Genomic DNA, 18,086 nt, shown 5'->3' with positions numbered 1-18,086 from the left:
CCCCGGTCAGGCCCCCGGCCAGCGGTCCTTCCACCCCGCCGCGCGCTCATAGCCCGCGGCGGCGCGGTAGATCGCCGCTTCCTCGAAATACCGCCCGACCAGCTGGAGGGAGAGCGGCAGCCCCGCCTCGGCCGACAGGCCGCACATCAGGGTCAGCGCCGGGTGGCCGGTGACGTTGAAGGCGGTGCGCGCCTGGCGGGGATAGGTGACCTCGACCGCCTCGGGATCGTCGATCCGGCAGGCCGGGTCCATCGAGGATGCGGTCAGCAGCACGTCGCAGCCGGCGAAGGCTTCCTCCACCGCCGCGACCAGTTCGCGTCGGCGGCGCTGCGCCTGGACGTAGTCCTCGGCCCGGACGAACAGGCCCGGGGCGAGCCGCTTGCGGGTGAGGTTGGCGTAGAGCTCCGGGCTTTCCCGCAGCCAGCGGCCGTGGATCGCGGCGGATTCCGACATCAGGATCGCCCGGTTCACCCCGGCGAATTCGTTCAGCGAAGGCAGCGTGACGGTCTTCACCTTCGCCCCTTCCTTGGCCATCAGCTTCGCCGCGGCGTCGAGTGCCGCGGCGACCTCGGCGGTCGCGGGCTGGTCGGTCTCGTGGAAGTGGCGGACATAGCCGATGGTCAGGCCCTTCAGCCCCTTCTTCAGCGCGCGGCGGTAGTTCTCCGCCTTGCGGGCGGCGCTGCCGGGGTCCTCCGGATCGTGGCCCGCGATGGCGCCGAGCAGCAGCGCGTTGGAGGCGACGTCCTTCGTCATCGGCCCGACATGGTCGAGCGTGTAGGACAGCGGGAAGACGCCGCGGCGGGAGACGAGGCCGTAGGTCGCCTTCATGCCGACGATGCCGCAATGGCTCGCCGGGTGGCGCACCGACCCGCCGGTATCGGTGCCGAGCGCCGCGGGCAGGATGCCCGCGCCGACGGCCGAGCCCGAGCCGGAGGAGGAGCCGCCCGGATGGTGCGCCCGGTTCCACGGGTTGCGCGCCGGGGGGAAGGGCAGGTCGAAGGCCGGCCCGCCGATGGCGAATTCATGCGTCGCGAGCTTGGCGGGGAAGACCGCCCCGGCCGCGCGCAGCCGCGCCACCACCGCCGCGTCGGCCTGCTTCATGTTGTCGAGCAGGTGCCGCGAATGGCAGGTGGTCGGGTGGCCCTTGATGTCGATGATGTCCTTGAGCCCGACCGGCAGCCCGTCGATCGCGCTGCGCGGGCCGGACCGGGCGATGCGCCGGGTGGCCTTGCGCGCGTCCTCCCGCGCCTCGTCCCAGAGCGGGCGGACCGCCGTGTTCAGCGTGGGTTCCAGTTCGTCGAAGCGCGCCTTGAGCGTGTCGAGATACTCGAGCGGCGAGAGGCGCTTGCGGGCGATGGCGGCCGAGGCCTCGGCCAGCGTCATGGGCGCGGTCATGCGCGCGGCGCCTTGCCGGCGGGCACGACGAAGGCGGGCATGGGCTCGGCGACCTCGTTCGCCGGGCGCGGGAAGGCGGTGGCGAGCTTCCTCGCATGCGCGATCGCCTCGGCGATCTCGGCCTGCCGGCCTTCCCAGGCCTTCCCCAGCCCCGCGGCGCGGGCCAGCGCTTCGTCGTCGGTCATGCACACCATCCCCTGCTTGGCGCGCGCAGCCTGCCCCAGGCGCGGGCGGACAGGAAGGTGGCGGGGGGTGCCGAAAAAAAACGGGCGGCGCCGTCGCCGGCACCGCCCGAGTTCGCCGCCCGATAGGCCGGGCGGATGCGACGGGAGGGAGAACCCGTGCAACACAAGGAAGACAGGAGTGCGCATGCACCCACGGACGGATCATGCCCCCATCCTGGTTGCCGGAGGGTTGATGGGGCGGGCGGAAAATCGCGCCCGGCCACGCGGCGCGCGGAATTTCCGCCGCCCGCATTCCGGGGTAGGAGTCGCGGCATGATGCACACGCCGAACCTGCCGCTCGCCGGGCTCAAGATCGTCGAGCTCGGCCACTACATCGCCGCCCCCTTCGCCACCCGCCTGCTGGCGGATCTGGGCGCCGAGGTGGTGAAGGTGGAACCGCCGGACGGCGACCCGGTGCGCGGCTGGGGCTCCAGCGTCGAGGGCAACGCCGTCTGGTTCAGCGTGCATGGGCGCAACAAGCTCAGCGTCACGCTCGACCTCAAGAAGCCGGCCGATCGGGACCGGCTGATCGCGCTGCTCCAGCGCGCCGACGCGCTGGTGGAGAATTTCCGCGCCGGCTACCTCGAGCGCATCGGCCTCGGGCCCGACGTGCTGCACCAGGCGAATCCGCGCCTGATCATCGGCCGCATCTCCGGCTACGGGCAGGGCGGGCCCTATCGCGACAAGCCGGCCTTCGGCGCGATAGGGGAGGCGATGGGCGGCCTGCGCCACCTGACGGCCAATCCCGGCCAGACCGAATACCCGCCGCCGCGCTGCGGGGTGTCGATCAGCGACGACCTCGCCGGCATGTACTGCGCCATGGCCGTGGTCGCCGCCTGCTGGCAGGTGAAGGGCGACCCGGCGGCCAAGGGCCGCGTGGTGGATGTGGACCTCGTCAGCAGCGTGTTTTCCCTGATGGAGGGGATGCTGCCGGAATACGGGCTGTTCGGCTGGGTGCGGCAGCCGCAGGGCGCCGCGATCAAGACCGCCGCGCCCACCAACACCTATCCCTGCGCCGACGGGAAGTGGCTCTGCATCGCCGGCAATTCCGACCTGATCTTCAAGCGGCTGATGGATGCGATCGGGCGGCCGGAGATGGCCGCCGACCCGCGCTTCGCCACCAATGGCGGGCGCTGCGAGAACGTGGCGGAACTGGACGCCGCCATCGCCGCCTGGACGCGGACCAAGCCGGCGGCGGAGGCGGAGGCGATCCTCGAAGCCGCCGACGTGCCGTGCTCGCGCCTGTTCGACATGGCCGACTGCGCCAACGACCCGCATTTCCGCGAGCGCGGCTGGGTGATGGAGGTCGCCGACCCGCTGCTCGGCCAGGTGCTGCACCCCGCCGCCCCCTTCCGCTTCGACGGCGTTGCGCCGCGGGAGATGGTGCGCTGGCCCGGCCCCGCCGCCGGCGCGCACAACGACCTCGTCTTCTCCGCCGTCGCGCGCGGCGAGGCCGCGCCGCTCAAGCCCTGATCCCGGAAGGCATCCCGACACCATGACCACCATGACCCTCGCCGCGCGCGGCGCGGCCGCCGCCCGCTTCTGGGGCCTCGCCCTGCTCGGTTCCGCGCTGCTCGCGGCCTCCGCCCAGGTCAGCCTGCCGATGTGGCCGGTGCCCGCGACGCTGCAGACGCTCGCGGTCCTGCTGCTGGGCGCGCTCGGCGGGTCGCGGCTCGGCGCGGCGAGCGTCGCGCTCTACATTCTCGAGGGCGCGATGGGCCTGCCGGTCTTCGCGAACGGCACGGGCGGGCTCGCGGTGCTGGCGGGGCCGACGGCGGGCTACCTGATCGGCTTCCTCGCCGCCGCATGGCTCGCCGGCCTGGCGGGGCGCGGCCTGCCGCGGCAGGCGGCGGTGCTGGCGGCCGCGCATCTCGTGCTGTTCGTCCCCGGCGTCGCCTGGCTGTCCGGCTTCGTGGGGTGGGAGAAGGCGCTCGTCGCGGGCTTCGCCGTCTTCATTCCGGGCACGGTGGTGAAGACCGCGCTGGCGGTGGCACTGCTGCGCGCGGCGCGGCGCGGCTGACGCCTGCCGCGTTGCCCCGCCGCCGGCCGGCGGCTACATCCGTCGGGCACGCTTCCGGGGAGGGTTCCCATGCCAGAGACCGCCATCATCAGCGAGGTCGCGCCCCGCGACGGCATCCAGTCCATCGACCCTGCCCGCCCGGTCGGCACCGAGGCCAAGATCGCGCTGATCCAGGCCTGCTACGATGCCGGGCTGCGGCGCATGGAAGTGGGCTCCTTCGTCTCCCCCAAGGCCATTCCGCAGATGGCGGGGACCGAGGCGGTGCTCGCGGCCTGCAAGCGGATGCCGGGCCTCGAATCCACCGTGCTCGTGCCCAACCGCCGCGGCTTCGAGACGGCGATCGCCAACGGCGCCGACCGGCTCGGCTTCTTCATGTCGGCGACGGCCGGGCACAACAAGGCGAACCTCAACCGCACGCGGGAGGAATCCTTCGCCGAACTGGCCACCCTGGTGCGCGACACGCCCAAGGGCACGCTGATCCGCTTCAACCTCTCCTGCGTCTTCCACTGCCCCTTCGACGGCGTGGTGCCGGAAGCCGAGGCGCTCGACTGGATCGAGCGCATCGTCGCGCTCGACCCCTCGATGGAGATCGGCCTGGCCGACACCACCGGCAATGCGAGCCCCGACCAGGTCAGCCGCGTCTTCCGCCACGCCATCGGCGCCTGGGGCCACCGCTTCGCCTTCCACGGCCACGACACCTACGGCATGGGCGTGGCCAACGTCACCGCGGCGTGGGAGGCCGGCTGCCGCGTCTTCGACAGCGCGGCGGGCGGCATCGGCGGCTGCCCCTTCGCCCCGGGTGCCACGGGCAATGTGGCGACCGAGGACGTGGCCTGGATGTTCCGCCGCATGGGCGTGGCCACGGGCGTCGACTGGAACCGGCTGCTGGTCGCGGCCGACATGGCGGCCGCCATCCCCGGCGCGGTGCCCGGCGGGCGGATGCGGGCGGTGCCCGCGGCGCGCCAGGCGGCGTGACCGCCGCGCCCTTCCGCGCCGCGCCGCGCCACCCAATGTGAGGGGCAAGATGCGCGCACCCCCGCTGCTCCTCCTCGCCTTGGCGCTGGCCGCCTGCGTCGCGGCCGAACCGCCCGACATGGCGGTGGAAGGCGGCGAGGAAGGCACCATCGTCACCGACTATGGCGGCGGGACCGCCCCGGTCGCGCGCTATGTCCGGCGCCCGGACGGCCGCGCCGTGCCCGCCGGGCAGGACGCGCCGCAGGGGGCCGAGGCCGCGCCCGCGCCGCGGGACCGCGCCGGCCGGGCGATCGGCACGGGATCGGCCTTCGCGGTGTCCGCCAACGGGCTGGCGCTGACCAACGCCCATGTCGTGCAGGGCTGCGCCCAGGTGGTGGACGAACGCGGGCGGACGATGCGCATCGTCGCCGCCGACCGGCGGCGGGACCTCGCGCTGATCGACGCCGCCCGGCCCTTCACCTCCGTGGTGCGCTTCCGCCCGTCCGGCGGGGTCGACCTGGGAGAGACGGTGCTGGTCTTCGGCTTCCCCTACGGGCAGGCGCTCGGCACGGGGCTCAACGTGACGAACGGCATCGTGACCGGGCTGGCGGGGCCGGGGGGCGATGCCACGCGCTTCCAGATGAACGCGGCGGTGCAGCCGGGCAATTCCGGCGGGCCGGCGGTGGACGACACCGGGCTGCTGCTCGGCGTCGCGGTCGGGCGGCTGAACGACATCGCCGTGCTGCGTGCCACGGGCAGCCTGCCGCAGGGGGTGAACTTCGCCATCCGCGCGGCGGAGGTGGAGGCCTTCCTCGCCGAGCAGGGGGTGCGCCCGGCGCGCGGGGCGGGGGCCGGCGGGACCGGGGCGCGGGCGGTCTCGGCCTCGGTCGGGCCGGCGGTGTTCCAGATCCTCTGCCGCGGCTGAGGGGCCCGCGCGGGCGGCCCCGTCGTCACATTGACGCAAGGCCCCCATCTTTTTGGCGTGATTCGGATGTCTCTTGCGTTACGCTGCGCTGCACGCGCGGCGAGGAGCCCCGATGTCGGAAGCCGAGTACGAGCGTCGCCTGGCCGAGCTGGATCGCCTGCTGAACGATCCCGAGGTGCGTCTCGACGCCGACCGCGTCTGGGCGCTGCTGGCCGAGATGTCCCGCGTCGCCGCGCCGCGGACCGCGCCCGCTACGCCCTGACCGCGGCGATCAGGAATTCCCGGTTCCCTTCCGGCCCGGTGATCGGGCTCGGCTCGATGCCCAGCACGCGCCAGCCCGGCAGCCCTTCCCACCAGGCGCGGATGGTGGCGCAGACCTCCTCATGCACCGCCGGGTCGCGCACCACGCCGCCCTTGCCGACACGCTCGGGCCCGGCCTCGAACTGAGGCTTGATCAGCGCCACCGCCCAGGCGCCCGGCGCGGCCAGGGCGAGCGCCGCCGGCAGCACCGTGCGCAGCCCGATGAAGGACGCGTCGCAGACGACCGCGCCCGGCGGCTCGGGCACCTGTTCCGCCGTCAGGTGGCGGGCATTGGTCCGTTCCAGCACCACCACGCGCGGATCGTTGCGCAGGCCCCAGTCCAGCTGCCCGTGGCCGACGTCCACGGCATGGACCCGCGCCGCGCCGCCCTTCAGCAGCACATCGGTGAAGCCGCCGGTGGACGCGCCGATGTCGAGCCCGACGCGCCCTTCCGGCGACAGGCCGAAATGCGCGAGCGCATGGGCGAGCTTGATGCCGCCCCGGCTGACCCAGGGATGGTCCTGCCCGCGCAGCGCCAGCGGCGCATCGGCCGGGATCAGGTCGCCCGCCTTGGCGATGCGCTTGTCCCCCGACCAGGCCTTGCCGGCGAGGATCAGCGCCTGCGCGCGGGCGCGGCTTTCCACCAGGCCACGTTCGACGAGCGCGAGGTCGGCGCGCAGGCGGGGCGGGCGGCTCATCGCCGCGGGCGCGACCGGATGGCGCGCCGCCGGCGCGACCGGATGGCGCGCCGCCGGCGCGACGGGGCCAGGGCAGCCGCCCGACCGGAAGGGTGACGCGCCGGGCGCGGGGACGGGGTGCGCGTGATCATGGCGAAGGCCCCGGACCTAGGCGCCGCGGCCGGGACGGCGCGCGGCGGGGTCGCGGCGCCGGCCCTGCCTTCAGTTCGCGTGGAGGCCGCCCTGGCGGATCAGCGCGGCTTCCGCGATGGCGGCCGCCTGCACCGCGTCCGGCGTGAAGCCGTCCAGGTCGAGCATCCGCGGATCCTCGGCAGGGACGCCCATGACGCCGCCGCCCAGCACCAGGATGCGGGCGTTGCGCGACGCGCGCCGCACGCCGCGCGCGGTCGCGCGCACCGTGACCGGATCCATGCCGGGTTCGAGGCTGATCCAGGCCACGTCATAGGCCTGATCGTGCACCGAGTCGCAGGCTTCCTCGGCATCATGGTCGCTGCCGCAATCCTGCACCGCCCATCCGGCGCGGTCGAAGAAGCGCAGCGCGACGGCGTGCTCCACGCCCGGCATGACCGGCGCGCCCGAAAGCGTGAGCGCCGAATGCAGCGCCGCCGGCACGCCGCGATCCCCCGAATCGTCGAGGGAATGCAGGCACATGCGCAGGTGCCAGACGCGATGGAGCCGTTCGGACTGGTCGAAGGCCGCCGGGTCGTAGCGGCGGCGCAGGATGCGCGCGGCCGGTAGCAGCACGTCGCGGCAGGTCGGGCGGAACATGTGGCCGCCGGCGTTGATGTGGCGGAGTTCGCCGATCGCCTCGCTCAGCCCCATGTCGGGCAGGCGCTTGGCGAGCGCGGCCGAATCGCGCCGCCAATTGCCCACCGGCGGGGCGCCGAAGCGGTCGAGCAGCACGGGCACGATCAGGTTCACGGCCACTTCACGCACCAGCGCGGCACGGCGCGGGCCGACAAGAGGCGATCTGCGGTTGGCAGCGGCACCCGGCGCACGGCCTTCTTCATCCAAAGGCGACATGCTTGCCCTCCCCGCCCGCGGATCCTTGGTATCCTGGGGCTTTGCCGCGGCGCTGACCGGCAGGACCGGCGGCGTCATCGAAAACTCTAACCCGAGATCCCTTGGTCGCACAATTCGATCGTCAAGGGCGAATGACGAAATATCCGCCAGCCACTGCCAGACTACGCACGCACAGGTTGTACCGCGCCTGCCTGTCCCAGCGCCGCCAGCGCGGTCGCGACGATGTGAGGCGCGTTGAGCCCCGCCTCGTCATACTGCTTGCGCGGCGCGTCATGGTCGATGAAGCGGTCCGGCAGGCACATCGGCCGGATCTTCACCCCGCCATCGAGCAACCCGCGCGTCGCGAGGTGGTGCATCACCAGCCCGCCGAAGCCGAGGATCGAGCCTTCCTCGATCGTGATCAGCACCTCGTGCTCCCGCGCGAGGCGTTCCACCAGCGCGGCATCCAGCGGCTTGGCGAAGCGCGCATCGGCGACGGTGCAGGACAGCCCGTGCGTCGCCAGCTCGTCGGCCGCCTTCAGGCATTCGGCCAGCCGCGCGCCGTAGGACAGGATGGCGATGGAGGTGCCTTCGCGCAGCACGCGCCCGCGCCCGATCTCGAGCACGCTGCCGCGCGCGGGCAGTTCGAGCCCGAGCCCTTCCCCGCGCGGATAGCGGAAGCCCACCGGACGGTCGTCGATGGCCGTCGCCGTCGCGACGATGTGCATCAGCTCGACCTCATCGGCCGCGGCCATCAGCACCATGTTCGGCAGGCAGCCGAGATAGGCGATGTCGTAGGCGCCCGCATGCGTCGCGCCGTCCGCGCCCACCAGCCCCGCCCGGTCCATCGCGAAGCGCACCGGCAGCGACTGCAGCGCGACGTCGTGCATCACCTGGTCGAAGGCGCGCTGGAGGAAGGTGGAATAGATCGCGCAGAAGGGCTTCATCCCTTCCGTCGCCATGCCGGCGGCGAAGGTGACGGCGTGCTGTTCGGCGATGCCGACATCGAAGCACCGGCGCGGGAACTTCTTCGCGAACATGTCGAGGCTGGTTCCCGAGGGCATCGCGGCATTGATCGCGACGATGCGCTCGTCGTGCTCCGCCTCGGCGATCAGGGCCTGGGCGAAGACCTTCTGGTAGGTCGGCGGGCCGGGCGGCGCCTTGGCCTGCTCCCCGGTCACGACGTTGAACTTCTGCACGCCGTGGTACTTGTCGGCACTCGCTTCCGCCGGCGCGTAGCCCTTGCCCTTCTGCGTCACGACATGCAGCAGGATCGGCCCCTCATGGTCCGTGTCGCGCAGGTTGCGCAGCACGGGCAGCAGGTGATCCAGGTCGTGCCCGTCCACCGGGCCGACGTAGTAGAAGCCCAGCTCCTCGAACAGCGTCCCGCCGGTCAGCAGGCCGCGGGCGTATTCGTCGGCGCGGCGCGCGGCGCGTTCCAGCGGCGCGGGGAAGCGCTTGGCCACCCGCGCCATCAGGTCGCGCAGGTTGAGGAAGGGGCGGGAGGAGACGACGCGAGATAGATAGGCGCTCATCGCGCCGACCGGCGGCGCGATCGACATGTCGTTGTCGTTGAGGATGACGATCAGGTTCGCCTTCGACGCGCCGGCGTTGTTCATGGCCTCGTAGGCCATGCCCGCGCTCATCGCGCCGTCGCCGATCACGGCGATGACGTGCCGGTCCTGGCCCTGCAGCTGGCTCGCCACCGCCATGCCGAGGCCGGCGGAGATCGAGGTCGAGGAATGCGCCGCGCCGAAGGGGTCGTATTCGCTCTCGCTGCGCTTGGTGAAGCCCGACAGCCCGCCGCCCTGGCGCAGCGTGCGGATGCGGTCGCGCCGCCCGGTCAGGATCTTGTGCGGATAGGCCTGGTGGCCGACGTCCCAGATCAGCCGGTCGCTCGGCGTGTCGAACACGGCATGCACCGCGACGGTCAGTTCCACGACGCCGAGCGAGGCGCCCAGATGCCCGCCGGTGACGCTGACCGCGTCGATCGTCTCCGCGCGCAGCTCCTCGGCCAGCCGCTTCAGCTGGTCGGCCGAGAGGTTCTTCAGGTCGGCCGGGACGCTGACGCGGTCCAGCAGGGGCGTGGCCGGACGGGTCATCTCAATGTCTCCGCGCGATGGTGTAGCGGGCAAGCGCGCGCAACAGGTCGGCACGCTCCCCCAAGGCGTCCAGATGGGACGCCGCCTGCGCCGCGAGGCGTTCCGCCTGCACCCGCGCGCGCTCGATGCCGAGCAGGCTGACCAGCGTCGCCTTGCCCGCATCGGCATCCTTGCCGGTCCGCTTGCCGGTCTCCTCGGCGCTTGCCGTCGCGTCCAGCAGGTCGTCGGCGATCTGGAAGGCCGCGCCCAGGTCGCGCCCATAGGCCGCGAAGGCGTGGCGCAGCTGCGGCGGCGCCTTGCCCAGGATGGCGCCCGCCTCGGCCGAGAATTCGATCAGCTTGCCGGTTTTGAGCAGCTGGAGCCGGCCGATCTCGGCTTCCTCCAGCGCCTCGGTCGCCATCTCGGCCAGCATGTCGAGCATCTGCCCGCCGCACATCCCGCGCGGGCCGGCCGCGCGCGCAAGCCCGCGGCACAGTTCCGCCCGCACCGCCGGGTCCGAATGCGTCTCGGGCTCGGCCAGGGCGTAGAAGGCATTGGCCTGCAGCGCGTCGCCGGCGAGCACCGCGGTCGCCTCGTCATACGCCTTGTGCAGCGTCGGCTTGCCGCGGCGCAGGTCGTCGTCGTCCATGCAGGGCAGGTCGTCATGCACCAGCGAATAGGCGTGCAGCATCTCGATCGCCGCCGCCGTGCGCAGCGCCGAATCGCGCGCCACGCCGAATTGCCGCGCGCCTTCCAGCACGAGGAAGCCGCGCATGCGCTTGCCGCCGCCGATCGCGGCGTAGCGCATGGCGTCGAACAGCCGCGCCTCAGGCCCTTCGGCCGGGGGGATCAGCACCTCGAGCGCCCGGTCGATATCGGCCGCCGCATCCGCCATGGCGGCGCGCAGCGCGTCGGTGGAGGGAATCGCGCTGTCCATGCCTATTCCACATCCCTCAGCGTCAGGCCGGCGGGGGCCTCGACGATGGCCTGCACCTTCTGCTCGGCCTCGGCCAGCTTGCGGTCGCAATGGGCCCGCAATGCGGCGCCGCGCTGATAGGCGGCCACCGAGGCTTCGAGCGCCCCCTGGCCGCTTTCCAGCGCCTTCACGATGCCTTCGAGCTCGGCCAGGGCCTGCTCGAAGGTCAGGGTCTCGATGTCGGGGGGCATGTCGCCCTCCGCGGTCCGTGTCCTGGCCATGTCAGGCAACCCTAACAGTCAAACGCGTCCAATGGCTATTGCGGCTCGATGCCGGCCTGGCGGATCGCGTTCGTCCACTTCGTCGTCTCCGCCCGCACGAAGGCGGCGGCCTGTTCGGGGGTGGAGGCGCGGACCGACATCCCCAGCGTGCCGCCGAGCCGCGCGCGCACCTCCTCGGTCGCAACCGAGGCCACGACGGCCCGGTTCAGCAGCGCCACGCGGTCCGCCGGCGTCCCCGCCGGGGCGAACAGGGCGAACCAGGCCACCACCTCGTAGTCCGGCAGGCTCGCCGCCTCGCGCACCGTCGGCACGTCCGGCACGGCGGCCGACCGCTCGGCCGAGGTGACGGCCAGGATGCGCAGCGCCCCGGCCTGGGCCTGCGGCAGGATGACGGCCTGGTCGGCGATGAACAGGTCCACGCGCCCGGCCAGCAGGTCCTGCACCGCGAGGGGGGAGGAGCGGTAGGGCACGTTCAGCATCTGCACCCCGGCCATGGCGGCGAGCGACGCGCTCGCGACATGCTGGGAGGAGGAGGCGTTGGCGTAGGAGATCGCCTCCGGCCGCGCCCGCGCGGCGGCGATCAGGTCGGCCAGCGTGCGGTGCGGGCTGTCCGCCTTCACCGCGACCAGCAGCGGCACCGTCGCGATGGTCGAGATCGGCACGAAGCCGTTCTCCATGTCGAAGGGCACCTGGCGGAACAGGGCGCGGGCGGCGGCGTTGGTGGAATTGGTGCCGACCAGCAGCGTGGTGCCGTCGGCCGGGGCGCGGGACACCGCCTCGGCGCCGATCAGCCCGTTGGCGCCTGCGCGGTTTTCCACCACCACCGGCTGGCCGAGCGTCGCGCGCATGCCTTCGGCCAGCAGGCGGCCGACCGTATCGGTGGCGGAACCGGGCGCGAAGGGCACGATGGCCCGGACCGGCCCGGACGGCCAGGCTTGCGCGAGGGCGGCGGCGGGCAGCAGGGCGGCGGCCGGCAGGGCCAGCAGGGCGCGGCGGTTCATGGCGTCTCCTTCCCGGAACACCGCCGCAGATAGGCCCGGGGTGGCGGAAGCGGCAAGGGGCGGCGGGTCATGCGCGCATCCGCCGCGCCGCCATCTCCCCGATCATCACGCAGGTGAAGTGCAGGTTGGCCCGGCAATCGGTCGGCATGATCGAGGCATCCGCCACGCGCAGCCCCGCCACGCCCCGCACGCGGAGGTCCGGGTCCACCACGCCGCGCGGGTCCTCATGCGCCGTCATCCGGCAGGTGCCCGCGGCGTGCTGGATGTCCGCGGCCTCGCGCAGCATCATCGCGTCCAGCGCGTCGTCGGGCAGCGCGGCGGCCTCGGCCATGGACAGGCCGGTCTCGCCGAAGGTGATGGCGCCGAGCCGCGAGAGCGGGTCGAGCGCGACCAGCCGCGCGAGGCGGCGGACGCCGTCGCGCATCCGCTCCCTGTCGCGCGGGTCGGCCAGCATGTTCTCGTCCACCTCCGGCTGCGCGTCGGGATCGGAGGAGACCAGCCGCAATTCCCCGCGCGAGAAGGCGTCGTACAGCGCCACGCCCACCGCCCCGCCCGGCGCCGGCGCGCCATCGGCGCCCAGGCCGCGATGGTTGTAGGCGATCATGATCATGTCGCGCTCGCCCCCGCCCGCCAGGTTGCTGCTGTAGGTCAGGCAGCAATTGGTGTGGCGCGCATCGGCGCCCTGCGCGCGATGCGCGGGGTTCAACGCGATGGTCGCGCGCAGGATCGGGTGGTCCATCAGGTGCCGGCCCACGGCCGGCAGGTCGTGCAGCACGTCGATGCCGAGGCCGCGCAGCGCCGCCGCCGGCCCGATGCCCGAGCGCATCAGGATGCAGGGCGAATGGATCGCGCCGGCGCACAGCACGACCTCGCGCGCCGCGATCTCCTCCCACGCATCGCCGAAGCGCACGCGCACGCCGCGCGCGCTTGTGCCGTCGAACAGCACGCGATCCACCAGCGCGCCGCCGCGGATGGTCAGGTTCGCCCGCCCGCGCGCCGGTTCCAGGTAGCCGTCATTGGTCGTCACGCGCAGCCCGTCGCGCAGGTTGATCGGGTTGCAGGAAATCCCCTCCCCCTCCGGCGCGTTGAGGTCGCCCTTCCAGCGATACCCGCCCGCCAGCGCCGCGTCGCGCAGCGCGAGGTCGACGGCGCCCCATCGGTCCACCGGCATGCGGAAGACCGGCAGCGGGCCGCCCCGCCGCACGCCCGGCGCGATGCCCGTGTCGGCATCGTCCTCGATCGCGTCGTAGATCGGCAGCACATCGGCCGCGGACCAGCCCTCGCAGCCCGCTTCCGCCCAGGCGTCGAAGGCCGCCGGCACGCCGCGGATGGCGATCTGCGCATTGACGGCCGACGATCCGCCCAGCGCCTTGCCGCGCCAGTAGAAGCGCGGTTCCTGCGCCGCCGTCCGCCGCGTCATCAGCCCCGGCCACTGCCATTCCGCCTGGTGCCGCGGGTCGTGCATGAAGGGGATGATGTTCGCACTTCGCAGCGCGTGCGGGGCGTCCGCCGCGCGCCAGTCGCGCCCGGCTTCCAGCAGCAGCACGCGGCGGTGCGGGTCCTCCGACAGCCGCGCGGCGAGCGGCGCGCCGGCGGACCCGGCGCCGACCACGATCACGTCATACATGGCGGCAAGGTTCTCCGCTCGGCCGATCCCGGCGCGTGCCGCGCGACTCCGCATCCGTCGTCACGCCGGCGGCCGCCCGTCCCGGATGTAGAGCGCCCGCGTCTGGCCGTCGCCGCGCGTCCGCTCCTCGATCTCGAACAGCTTCAGCGCCTTGACCAGGCCGCTCAGCTTGGTGAACCCGTAGTTGCGGGAATCGAAATCCGGGGACTGCTTGGCAATGTTGCTGCCGACGCCGCCCAGCGGCGCCCATCCTGTGTCGTCCGAGGCCGCTTCGATCGCGGCGCGGATCAGCGCGACCAAGCGGTCGTCCTTGGGTGGCGATGCTGCCTTGCCGGCCGGCTTCGCCGCACTCGGTTCCAGCACTTCGGTGTAGACGAAGCGGTCGCAGGCGGCGACGAAGGCCTTGGGCGTCTTCTTCTCGCCAAAACCGACGACAAGCAGCCCGTTCTCGCGGATCCGGCGCGCGAGGCCGGTGAAGTCGCTATCGCTCGAGACGATGCAGAAGCCGTCCAGCGCGCGCATGTGCAGCAGGTCCATCGCATCGATGATCATGGCGCTGTCCGTGGCGTTCTTGCCCTTCGTATTGGCGAATTGCTGCATGGGTTGGATCGAGTGATCGAGCAGCACCGACTTCCAGCCACCGAGCTGGGAGGTCGTCCAGTCGCCATAGGCGCGCTTCACATTCGCCACGCCGTAGCGGGCAACCTCGCCGAGCAGCCCCTCGATGACCTTGGGGTTGGCGTTGTCGGCGTCGATCAGCACCGCAAGCCTGCCCGAACCGGCGGTTTCGCCGCTCATGTCATGCGTGCCTCCATGACGGCCGCCACCAGCCGGATTTACCCGCTCAGGCGCGCATCAGCGCGCGCACATGCGCCGCCGTCGAACGCCCCAGCGCCTCCAGGTCATAGCCGCCTTCCAGCAGGCTCACGACCTTGCCGCCGCAGCGCCGGTCCGCCATGGCGCAGAGCGCTTCCGTCACCCAGGCGAAATCCGCTTCCCGCACGCGCAGCTGCGCCAGCGGGTCGGCGGCGTGCGCGTCGAAGCCGGCCGAGATCACCAGCAGGTCGGGGTCGAAATCGTCCAGCGCGGGGATGATCTGCTCCCCCCAGGCCGCGCGGAAGGCGGCACCGTCGGCACCCGGCGGCAGCGTGACGTTGAGGATGTTGCCCACCCCCGTCTCGGTCACGTCGCCCGTGCCGGGATAGAGCGGCCATTGGTGGCTGCTCGCGTAGAACAGGCTCGGCTCGGTCTCGAAGCAGGCCTGGGTGCCGTTGCCGTGATGGACGTCGAAATCCACCACCGCGACGCGCGCGGCGCCATGGACGTCCTGCGCGTGCCGCGCCGCGACGGCGGCATTGGCGAACAGGCAGAAGCCCATCGGCCGCGCCGGCTCGCAATGATGCCCGGGCGGGCGCGTGGCGCAGAAGGCGCGGCGGAATTCCCCCTTCATCACCGCATCGACCGCGGCGACGGCCGCCCCCGCGGCCCGCAGCGCGGCCTCCGCGCTGCCCCAGGACATCAGCGTGTCGCCGTCCAGCGCCACGCGCTCATCCGGTTCGGGCCGGATCGCCAGGATGGCGTCGACGTAGTTCTCGGGATGCACGCGCATCAACTGCTCGCGCGTGGCCTGCGGCGCCTGGTCGCGGATCAGCTCGGCGAATTCGCCGGCATCCAGCGCCTGCAGCACCGCGCGCAGCCGGTCCGGGCATTCCGGATGATGCGGGCCCGGATCGTGGTGCAGGCAGGCGCGGTGGGTGAGGAGAAGGACGCTCACGCGGGCGGATCCTCCCGCTTGCGGATGACGAAGCGATAGGCACCGGCTTCCTCCCCGAAGGCGACCAGCGCGTGGCCGGTCTCCTTGCAGAAGGCGCGGAAATCCGCGACCGAGGCCGGGTCGGTCGCCAGCACCGTCAGCCGCGCGCCGGCGGGCAGGCCGCGCAGCGCCTTGTTGGCCTTGAGCACCGGCAGCGGGCAGGTCAGCCCCTTCACGTCGAGCAGCGTTTCACCCATGGCCGCGAGTCCAGCACCCCGCGACCGCCGCGTCCAGGGTTGCGGCGCGGCGCTGGCCTCTCCACCCTTCGTCCCATGAGACTGGGCATCGACCTCGGCGGGACGAAGATCGAGATCGTGGCGCTCGACCGCGATGGCGCGGTGCGGCTGCGCCGGCGCACCACCACCCCGGCCGAATACCCCGCCATGATCGAGGCGATCGCCCGGCTGGTGGAGGAAGCGGACCGCGAGACCGGCGCGCGCGGGACCGTCGGCGTCGGCATCCCCGGCAGCCTCAGCCCCGCCACCGGCCTGGTGCGCAACGCCAATTCCCAGGCGCTGAACGGCCAGCCGCTCGACCGCGACCTCGCCGCCGCGCTGGGGCGAGAGGTGCGGGTGACGAACGACGCCAATTGCCTGGCGATGAGCGAGGCCGCGGCCGGCGCCGGCGCCGGCCACCGCACCGTCTTCGCCGTCATCATCGGCACGGGCTGCGGCGCGGGGATCGTCACCTCGGGCCGGATCCTCGACGGGCCGAACCGGACGGGGGGCGAATGGGGCCACACGCCGCTGCCCTGGATGCGGCCCGACGAATTCCCCGGGCCGCGCTGCTGGTGCGGCCGGCATGGCTGCATCGAGACGTTTCTCTGCGGCCCCGCGCTCGCCGCCGATTGCGACGGGCCGGGCGCGCGCGACGCGGGCTCGATCCCCGCCCGCGCCGCGGCGGGGGAGGCGAAGGCGGCGGCCGCGCTGGCACGGCACACGGACCGGCTGGCGCGCGCGCTCGGCATGATCGCGAACATCCTCGACCCCGACATCGTCGTGCTCGGCGGCGGGCTGTCGAACATGGCGCATCTGTACAGCGACGTGCCGCCGCTGATGGCGGCGCATGTCTTCGGCGACGTGGCGCGCACGTCGATCGTACGCGCGCGGCACGGCGATTCCTCCGGCGTCTTCGGCGCCGCGCGGCTGTGGGACGCGGGATGAACGCGCCGCTCCGCGCCGGGCTGGTCTATGGCGCGACGATGTTCGGCGTCGGCTTCCTGCTGGGGCCGCTGCGCGTGCTGGTGCTGGAACCCGCGCTCGGCGCCGCCCTGGCGGTGGCGGCCGAAGCGGTGCCGATGCTGGTCGCGATGCTGCTGATCGCGCCGCGCGTCGCCCGCGCGCAGGGCGTGGTGCCGCAGCCCGGGCCGCGTCTCGCGATGGGCCTCGTTGCCCTGGCCCCCGTGCTGACGGCGGAGGTCGTGATGGCCCTCGGCCTCGGCCGCTTCGGGGAATGGATCGCCGCCTTCGCCACGCCGGCCGGGCTCATCGGCCTCGGCCTGCTCGTGGCGCTGGCACTGGTGCCGCTGCTGAGGCGATAGCGCTATGCCCGCGCTCTGCCGGGACTGCCTGCACCGGGCGGAAGCGGCCTTCGCCCGCTGCCCCGCCTGCGGGTCGCGCCGCGTCGTGGCGCATCCGGACCTCTTCGCGCTGACCGTCGCGCATGTCGATTGCGACGCCTTCTACGCATCGGTGGAAAAGCGCGACCGGCCCGAACTGATGGCGCGGCCGGTGATCGTCGGCGGCGGGCGGCGCGGCGTCGTCGCCGCCTGCTGCTACGTCGCGCGCACCCGCGGCGTGCGCAGCGCCATGCCGATGTTCAAGGCGCTGTCCGCCTGCCCGGACGCCGTGGTGATCCGCCCGGACATGGCGAAATACGTCCATGAGGGCCGGCGCATCCGGGCGATGATGGAAGCGCTGACGCCGCTCGTTCAGCCGCTGTCGATCGACGAGGCGGTGCTCGACCTCTCGGGCACCGAGGCGCTGCACGGCGCCCCGCCCGCCGTCACCCTCGCCCGCTTCGCGCTGGCCGTGGAACGGGAGGTCGGCGTGACCGTCTCGGTCGGGCTGGCCGCCAACCGGCTGATGGCGAAGCTCGCGGCGGAACGCGACAAGCCGCGCGGCTTCGCGGTGATCGGCGCGGGGGAAGCGGCCGGCTGGCTCGCGCCGCAGCCTGTCTCCCTGCTGCCGGGCGTGGGGCCCGCGCTCGGCAAGCGGTTGGCGGCGGCGGGCTTCACCACGCTCGGCCAGCTCGCGGCGCTGTCGCCCAAGGAAGCCGCGGCGCGCTTCGGGGAGGAAGGGCCGGGCCTGGCGGCCCGCGCGCGCGGGGAGGATGCCCGCCGCGTCAGCCCCGACCGCGAGACGAAAAGCATCAGCGCCGAGACCACTTTCGAGGCCGACCTCGCGACTCAGGCCGCGCTGGAGGCACCGCTGTGGCGGCTGTGCGAGAAGCTGGCGCGGCGGCTGAAGGAGAAGGGCTTCGCCGCCGCCGGCGTGACGCTGAAGCTCAAGACTGCCTCCTTCGCGACCCGCACCCGCGCGACCCGCCTGCCCGAGCCCACGCGGCTGCCGGACGTGCTGTTCGCCGCCGCCCGCCCGCTGCTGGCCAGGGAAGCGGACGGCACGGCCTTCCGCCTGATCGGCATCGGCGCCCAGCCGCTCGCGCCCGGGGATGCGGCGGACCGCGGCGACCTCGCCGACCCCGAGGCGCCGCGCCGCGCCGCGCGGTGGGAAGCGGTGGAGAAGCTGCGCGCGAAGTTCGGCGAGGGCGCGGTGGTGAAGGGCCGCGGCCTGCCCCCGCCCGCCCGCAAGGGCTGATCCCCTTGCCCGCCGGGGCGCGCCCCGCCACCC

General features: G+C 73.3%; 20 protein-coding genes. 8 read left to right on the top strand and 12 right to left on the bottom strand.

Going from position 1 to position 18,086, the window contains the following annotated elements; genetic code table 11:
* Positions 1 to 6: 6 nt before the first annotated feature.
* The gene (locus tag J5Y09_RS01085; protein WP_209349863.1) at positions 7 to 1,395 is read right to left on the bottom strand and encodes an amidase; all 1,389 of its coding nucleotides are present in this window, start codon (positions 1,393 to 1,395) and stop codon (positions 7 to 9) included.
* Positions 1,392 to 1,580 (bottom strand): hypothetical protein, encoded by a 189-nt coding sequence (locus J5Y09_RS01080; protein ID WP_209349862.1) that lies wholly within the window; start codon positions 1,578 to 1,580, stop codon positions 1,392 to 1,394. The genes J5Y09_RS01085 and J5Y09_RS01080 overlap by 4 nt, the downstream gene beginning before the upstream one ends.
* Positions 1,581 to 1,892: 312 nt before the next feature.
* Between J5Y09_RS01080 and J5Y09_RS01075 the strand changes: the two genes are divergently transcribed.
* The 5 genes from J5Y09_RS01075 to J5Y09_RS01055 all read left to right on the top strand — a co-directional run bounded on the left by J5Y09_RS01075 (position 1,893) and on the right by J5Y09_RS01055 (position 5,780).
* Positions 1,893 to 3,092, top strand: a complete 1,200-nt coding sequence (locus tag J5Y09_RS01075; RefSeq protein WP_209349861.1) for a CaiB/BaiF CoA transferase family protein — start codon at positions 1,893 to 1,895, stop codon at positions 3,090 to 3,092.
* 22 nt (positions 3,093 to 3,114) lie between these two features.
* The gene (locus J5Y09_RS01070) at positions 3,115 to 3,639 is read left to right on the top strand and encodes a biotin transporter BioY (protein ID WP_209349860.1); all 525 of its coding nucleotides are present in this window, start codon (positions 3,115 to 3,117) and stop codon (positions 3,637 to 3,639) included.
* A 69-nt stretch (positions 3,640 to 3,708) separates the two neighbouring features.
* On the top strand, positions 3,709 to 4,614 hold the full coding sequence (locus tag J5Y09_RS01065) for a hydroxymethylglutaryl-CoA lyase (protein ID WP_209349859.1): 906 nt from the start codon (positions 3,709 to 3,711) through the stop codon (positions 4,612 to 4,614).
* Between the two features lie 49 nt (positions 4,615 to 4,663).
* Positions 4,664 to 5,518, top strand: a complete 855-nt coding sequence (locus J5Y09_RS01060; RefSeq protein ID WP_209349858.1) for a S1C family serine protease — start codon at positions 4,664 to 4,666, stop codon at positions 5,516 to 5,518.
* Positions 5,519 to 5,630: 112 nt separating this feature from the next.
* Entirely contained in the window at positions 5,631 to 5,780 is a 150-nt protein-coding gene (locus tag J5Y09_RS01055) for a peptide chain release factor 1 (protein ID WP_209349857.1), read from the top strand.
* Here the strand turns inward: J5Y09_RS01055 and J5Y09_RS01050 are convergent.
* From J5Y09_RS01050 to J5Y09_RS01005, 10 genes are all read right to left on the bottom strand, one after another.
* Positions 5,770 to 6,516, bottom strand: coding sequence for a TlyA family RNA methyltransferase (locus tag J5Y09_RS01050; RefSeq protein ID WP_209349856.1), 747 nt, complete (start codon positions 6,514 to 6,516; stop codon positions 5,770 to 5,772). The genes J5Y09_RS01055 and J5Y09_RS01050 overlap by 11 nt on opposite strands.
* A gap of 201 nt (positions 6,517 to 6,717) precedes the next feature.
* Positions 6,718 to 7,437 carry a hypothetical protein gene (locus J5Y09_RS01045; RefSeq protein ID WP_209349855.1) on the bottom strand — a complete coding sequence of 240 codons (720 nt, stop codon included), beginning with the start codon at positions 7,435 to 7,437 and terminating at the stop codon, positions 6,718 to 6,720.
* A 263-nt stretch (positions 7,438 to 7,700) separates the two neighbouring features.
* Positions 7,701 to 9,620: a 1-deoxy-D-xylulose-5-phosphate synthase gene (gene dxs / locus J5Y09_RS01040; RefSeq protein WP_209349854.1), complete on the bottom strand. Its 1,920-nt coding sequence runs from the start codon at positions 9,618 to 9,620 to the stop codon at positions 7,701 to 7,703.
* 1 nt (position 9,621) lies between these two features.
* Positions 9,622 to 10,536 carry a polyprenyl synthetase family protein gene (locus tag J5Y09_RS01035; RefSeq protein WP_245216722.1) on the bottom strand — a complete coding sequence of 305 codons (915 nt, stop codon included), beginning with the start codon at positions 10,534 to 10,536 and terminating at the stop codon, positions 9,622 to 9,624.
* A gap of 2 nt (positions 10,537 to 10,538) precedes the next feature.
* Entirely contained in the window at positions 10,539 to 10,766 is a 228-nt protein-coding gene (locus J5Y09_RS01030) for an exodeoxyribonuclease VII small subunit (protein WP_209349853.1), read from the bottom strand.
* 65 nt (positions 10,767 to 10,831) lie between these two features.
* Positions 10,832 to 11,797, bottom strand: coding sequence for a Bug family tripartite tricarboxylate transporter substrate binding protein (locus tag J5Y09_RS01025; RefSeq protein ID WP_209349852.1), 966 nt, complete (start codon positions 11,795 to 11,797; stop codon positions 10,832 to 10,834).
* Between the two features lie 67 nt (positions 11,798 to 11,864).
* Positions 11,865 to 13,424, bottom strand: a complete 1,560-nt coding sequence (locus J5Y09_RS01020; RefSeq protein ID WP_209349851.1) for a GMC family oxidoreductase — start codon at positions 13,422 to 13,424, stop codon at positions 11,865 to 11,867.
* Positions 13,425 to 13,484: 60 nt separating this feature from the next.
* Positions 13,485 to 14,222, bottom strand: a complete 738-nt coding sequence (locus tag J5Y09_RS01015) for an NYN domain-containing protein (protein ID WP_209349850.1) — start codon at positions 14,220 to 14,222, stop codon at positions 13,485 to 13,487.
* Positions 14,223 to 14,268: 46 nt separating this feature from the next.
* Positions 14,269 to 15,198 (bottom strand): histone deacetylase family protein, encoded by a 930-nt coding sequence (locus tag J5Y09_RS01010; RefSeq protein WP_209349849.1) that lies wholly within the window; start codon positions 15,196 to 15,198, stop codon positions 14,269 to 14,271.
* Positions 15,195 to 15,434: a sulfurtransferase TusA family protein gene (locus tag J5Y09_RS01005; protein ID WP_209349848.1), complete on the bottom strand. Its 240-nt coding sequence runs from the start codon at positions 15,432 to 15,434 to the stop codon at positions 15,195 to 15,197. Before J5Y09_RS01005 ends, J5Y09_RS01010 begins: the two co-directional genes overlap by 4 nt.
* Before the next feature lie 75 nt (positions 15,435 to 15,509).
* On the opposite strand from J5Y09_RS01005, the gene J5Y09_RS01000 reads away from it, so the two are divergent.
* The 3 genes from J5Y09_RS01000 to J5Y09_RS00990 are packed head-to-tail and all read left to right on the top strand — an operon-like array spanning position 15,510 to position 18,053.
* Complete coding sequence (locus J5Y09_RS01000) at positions 15,510 to 16,400, top strand: ROK family protein (protein ID WP_209349847.1); 891 nt, start codon at positions 15,510 to 15,512, stop codon at positions 16,398 to 16,400.
* Entirely contained in the window at positions 16,397 to 16,777 is a 381-nt protein-coding gene (locus tag J5Y09_RS00995) for a hypothetical protein (RefSeq protein WP_209349846.1), read from the top strand. Before J5Y09_RS01000 ends, J5Y09_RS00995 begins: the two co-directional genes overlap by 4 nt.
* A gap of 4 nt (positions 16,778 to 16,781) precedes the next feature.
* Positions 16,782 to 18,053 carry a DNA polymerase IV gene (locus J5Y09_RS00990; RefSeq protein ID WP_209349845.1) on the top strand — a complete coding sequence of 424 codons (1,272 nt, stop codon included), beginning with the start codon at positions 16,782 to 16,784 and terminating at the stop codon, positions 18,051 to 18,053.
* Positions 18,054 to 18,086: the final 33 nt, after the last annotated feature.

The organism is Roseomonas nitratireducens, assembly GCF_017813355.1.
In the GTDB taxonomy this organism is placed as follows: Bacteria; Pseudomonadota; Alphaproteobacteria; order Acetobacterales; family Acetobacteraceae; genus Neoroseomonas; species Neoroseomonas nitratireducens.
This window is presented reverse-complemented; position numbering and strand designations above follow the sequence as displayed.

Bases quoted from the DNA above. Each gene is read 5' to 3' on its own strand.
- J5Y09_RS01055 (WP_209349857.1), top strand. From the start codon at position 5,631: ATGTCGGAAGCCGAGTACGAGCGTCGCCTGGCCGAGCTGGATCGCCTG.
- J5Y09_RS01020 (WP_209349851.1), bottom strand. From the start codon at position 13,424: ATGTATGACGTGATCGTGGTCGGCGCCGGGTCCGCCGGCGCGCCGCTC.
- J5Y09_RS01035 (WP_245216722.1), bottom strand. From the start codon at position 10,536: ATGGACAGCGCGATTCCCTCCACCGACGCGCTGCGCGCCGCCATGGCG.
- J5Y09_RS01015 (WP_209349850.1), bottom strand. From the start codon at position 14,222: ATGAGCGGCGAAACCGCCGGTTCGGGCAGGCTTGCGGTGCTGATCGAC.
- J5Y09_RS01080 (WP_209349862.1), bottom strand. From the start codon at position 1,580: ATGACCGACGACGAAGCGCTGGCCCGCGCCGCGGGGCTGGGGAAGGCC.
- J5Y09_RS01025 (WP_209349852.1), bottom strand. From the start codon at position 11,797: ATGAACCGCCGCGCCCTGCTGGCCCTGCCGGCCGCCGCCCTGCTGCCC.
- J5Y09_RS01070 (WP_209349860.1), top strand. From the start codon at position 3,115: ATGACCACCATGACCCTCGCCGCGCGCGGCGCGGCCGCCGCCCGCTTC.
- J5Y09_RS01060 (WP_209349858.1), top strand. From the start codon at position 4,664: ATGCGCGCACCCCCGCTGCTCCTCCTCGCCTTGGCGCTGGCCGCCTGC.
- J5Y09_RS01075 (WP_209349861.1), top strand. From the start codon at position 1,893: ATGATGCACACGCCGAACCTGCCGCTCGCCGGGCTCAAGATCGTCGAG.
- J5Y09_RS01030 (WP_209349853.1), bottom strand. From the start codon at position 10,766: ATGCCCCCCGACATCGAGACCCTGACCTTCGAGCAGGCCCTGGCCGAG.
- J5Y09_RS01065 (WP_209349859.1), top strand. From the start codon at position 3,709: ATGCCAGAGACCGCCATCATCAGCGAGGTCGCGCCCCGCGACGGCATC.
- J5Y09_RS01005 (WP_209349848.1), bottom strand. From the start codon at position 15,434: ATGGGTGAAACGCTGCTCGACGTGAAGGGGCTGACCTGCCCGCTGCCG.
- J5Y09_RS01000 (WP_209349847.1), top strand. From the start codon at position 15,510: ATGAGACTGGGCATCGACCTCGGCGGGACGAAGATCGAGATCGTGGCG.
- J5Y09_RS00990 (WP_209349845.1), top strand. From the start codon at position 16,782: ATGCCCGCGCTCTGCCGGGACTGCCTGCACCGGGCGGAAGCGGCCTTC.
- J5Y09_RS01085 (WP_209349863.1), bottom strand. From the start codon at position 1,395: ATGACCGCGCCCATGACGCTGGCCGAGGCCTCGGCCGCCATCGCCCGC.
- J5Y09_RS01050 (WP_209349856.1), bottom strand. From the start codon at position 6,516: ATGAGCCGCCCGCCCCGCCTGCGCGCCGACCTCGCGCTCGTCGAACGT.
- dxs (WP_209349854.1), bottom strand. From the start codon at position 9,620: ATGACCCGTCCGGCCACGCCCCTGCTGGACCGCGTCAGCGTCCCGGCC.
- J5Y09_RS00995 (WP_209349846.1), top strand. From the start codon at position 16,397: ATGAACGCGCCGCTCCGCGCCGGGCTGGTCTATGGCGCGACGATGTTC.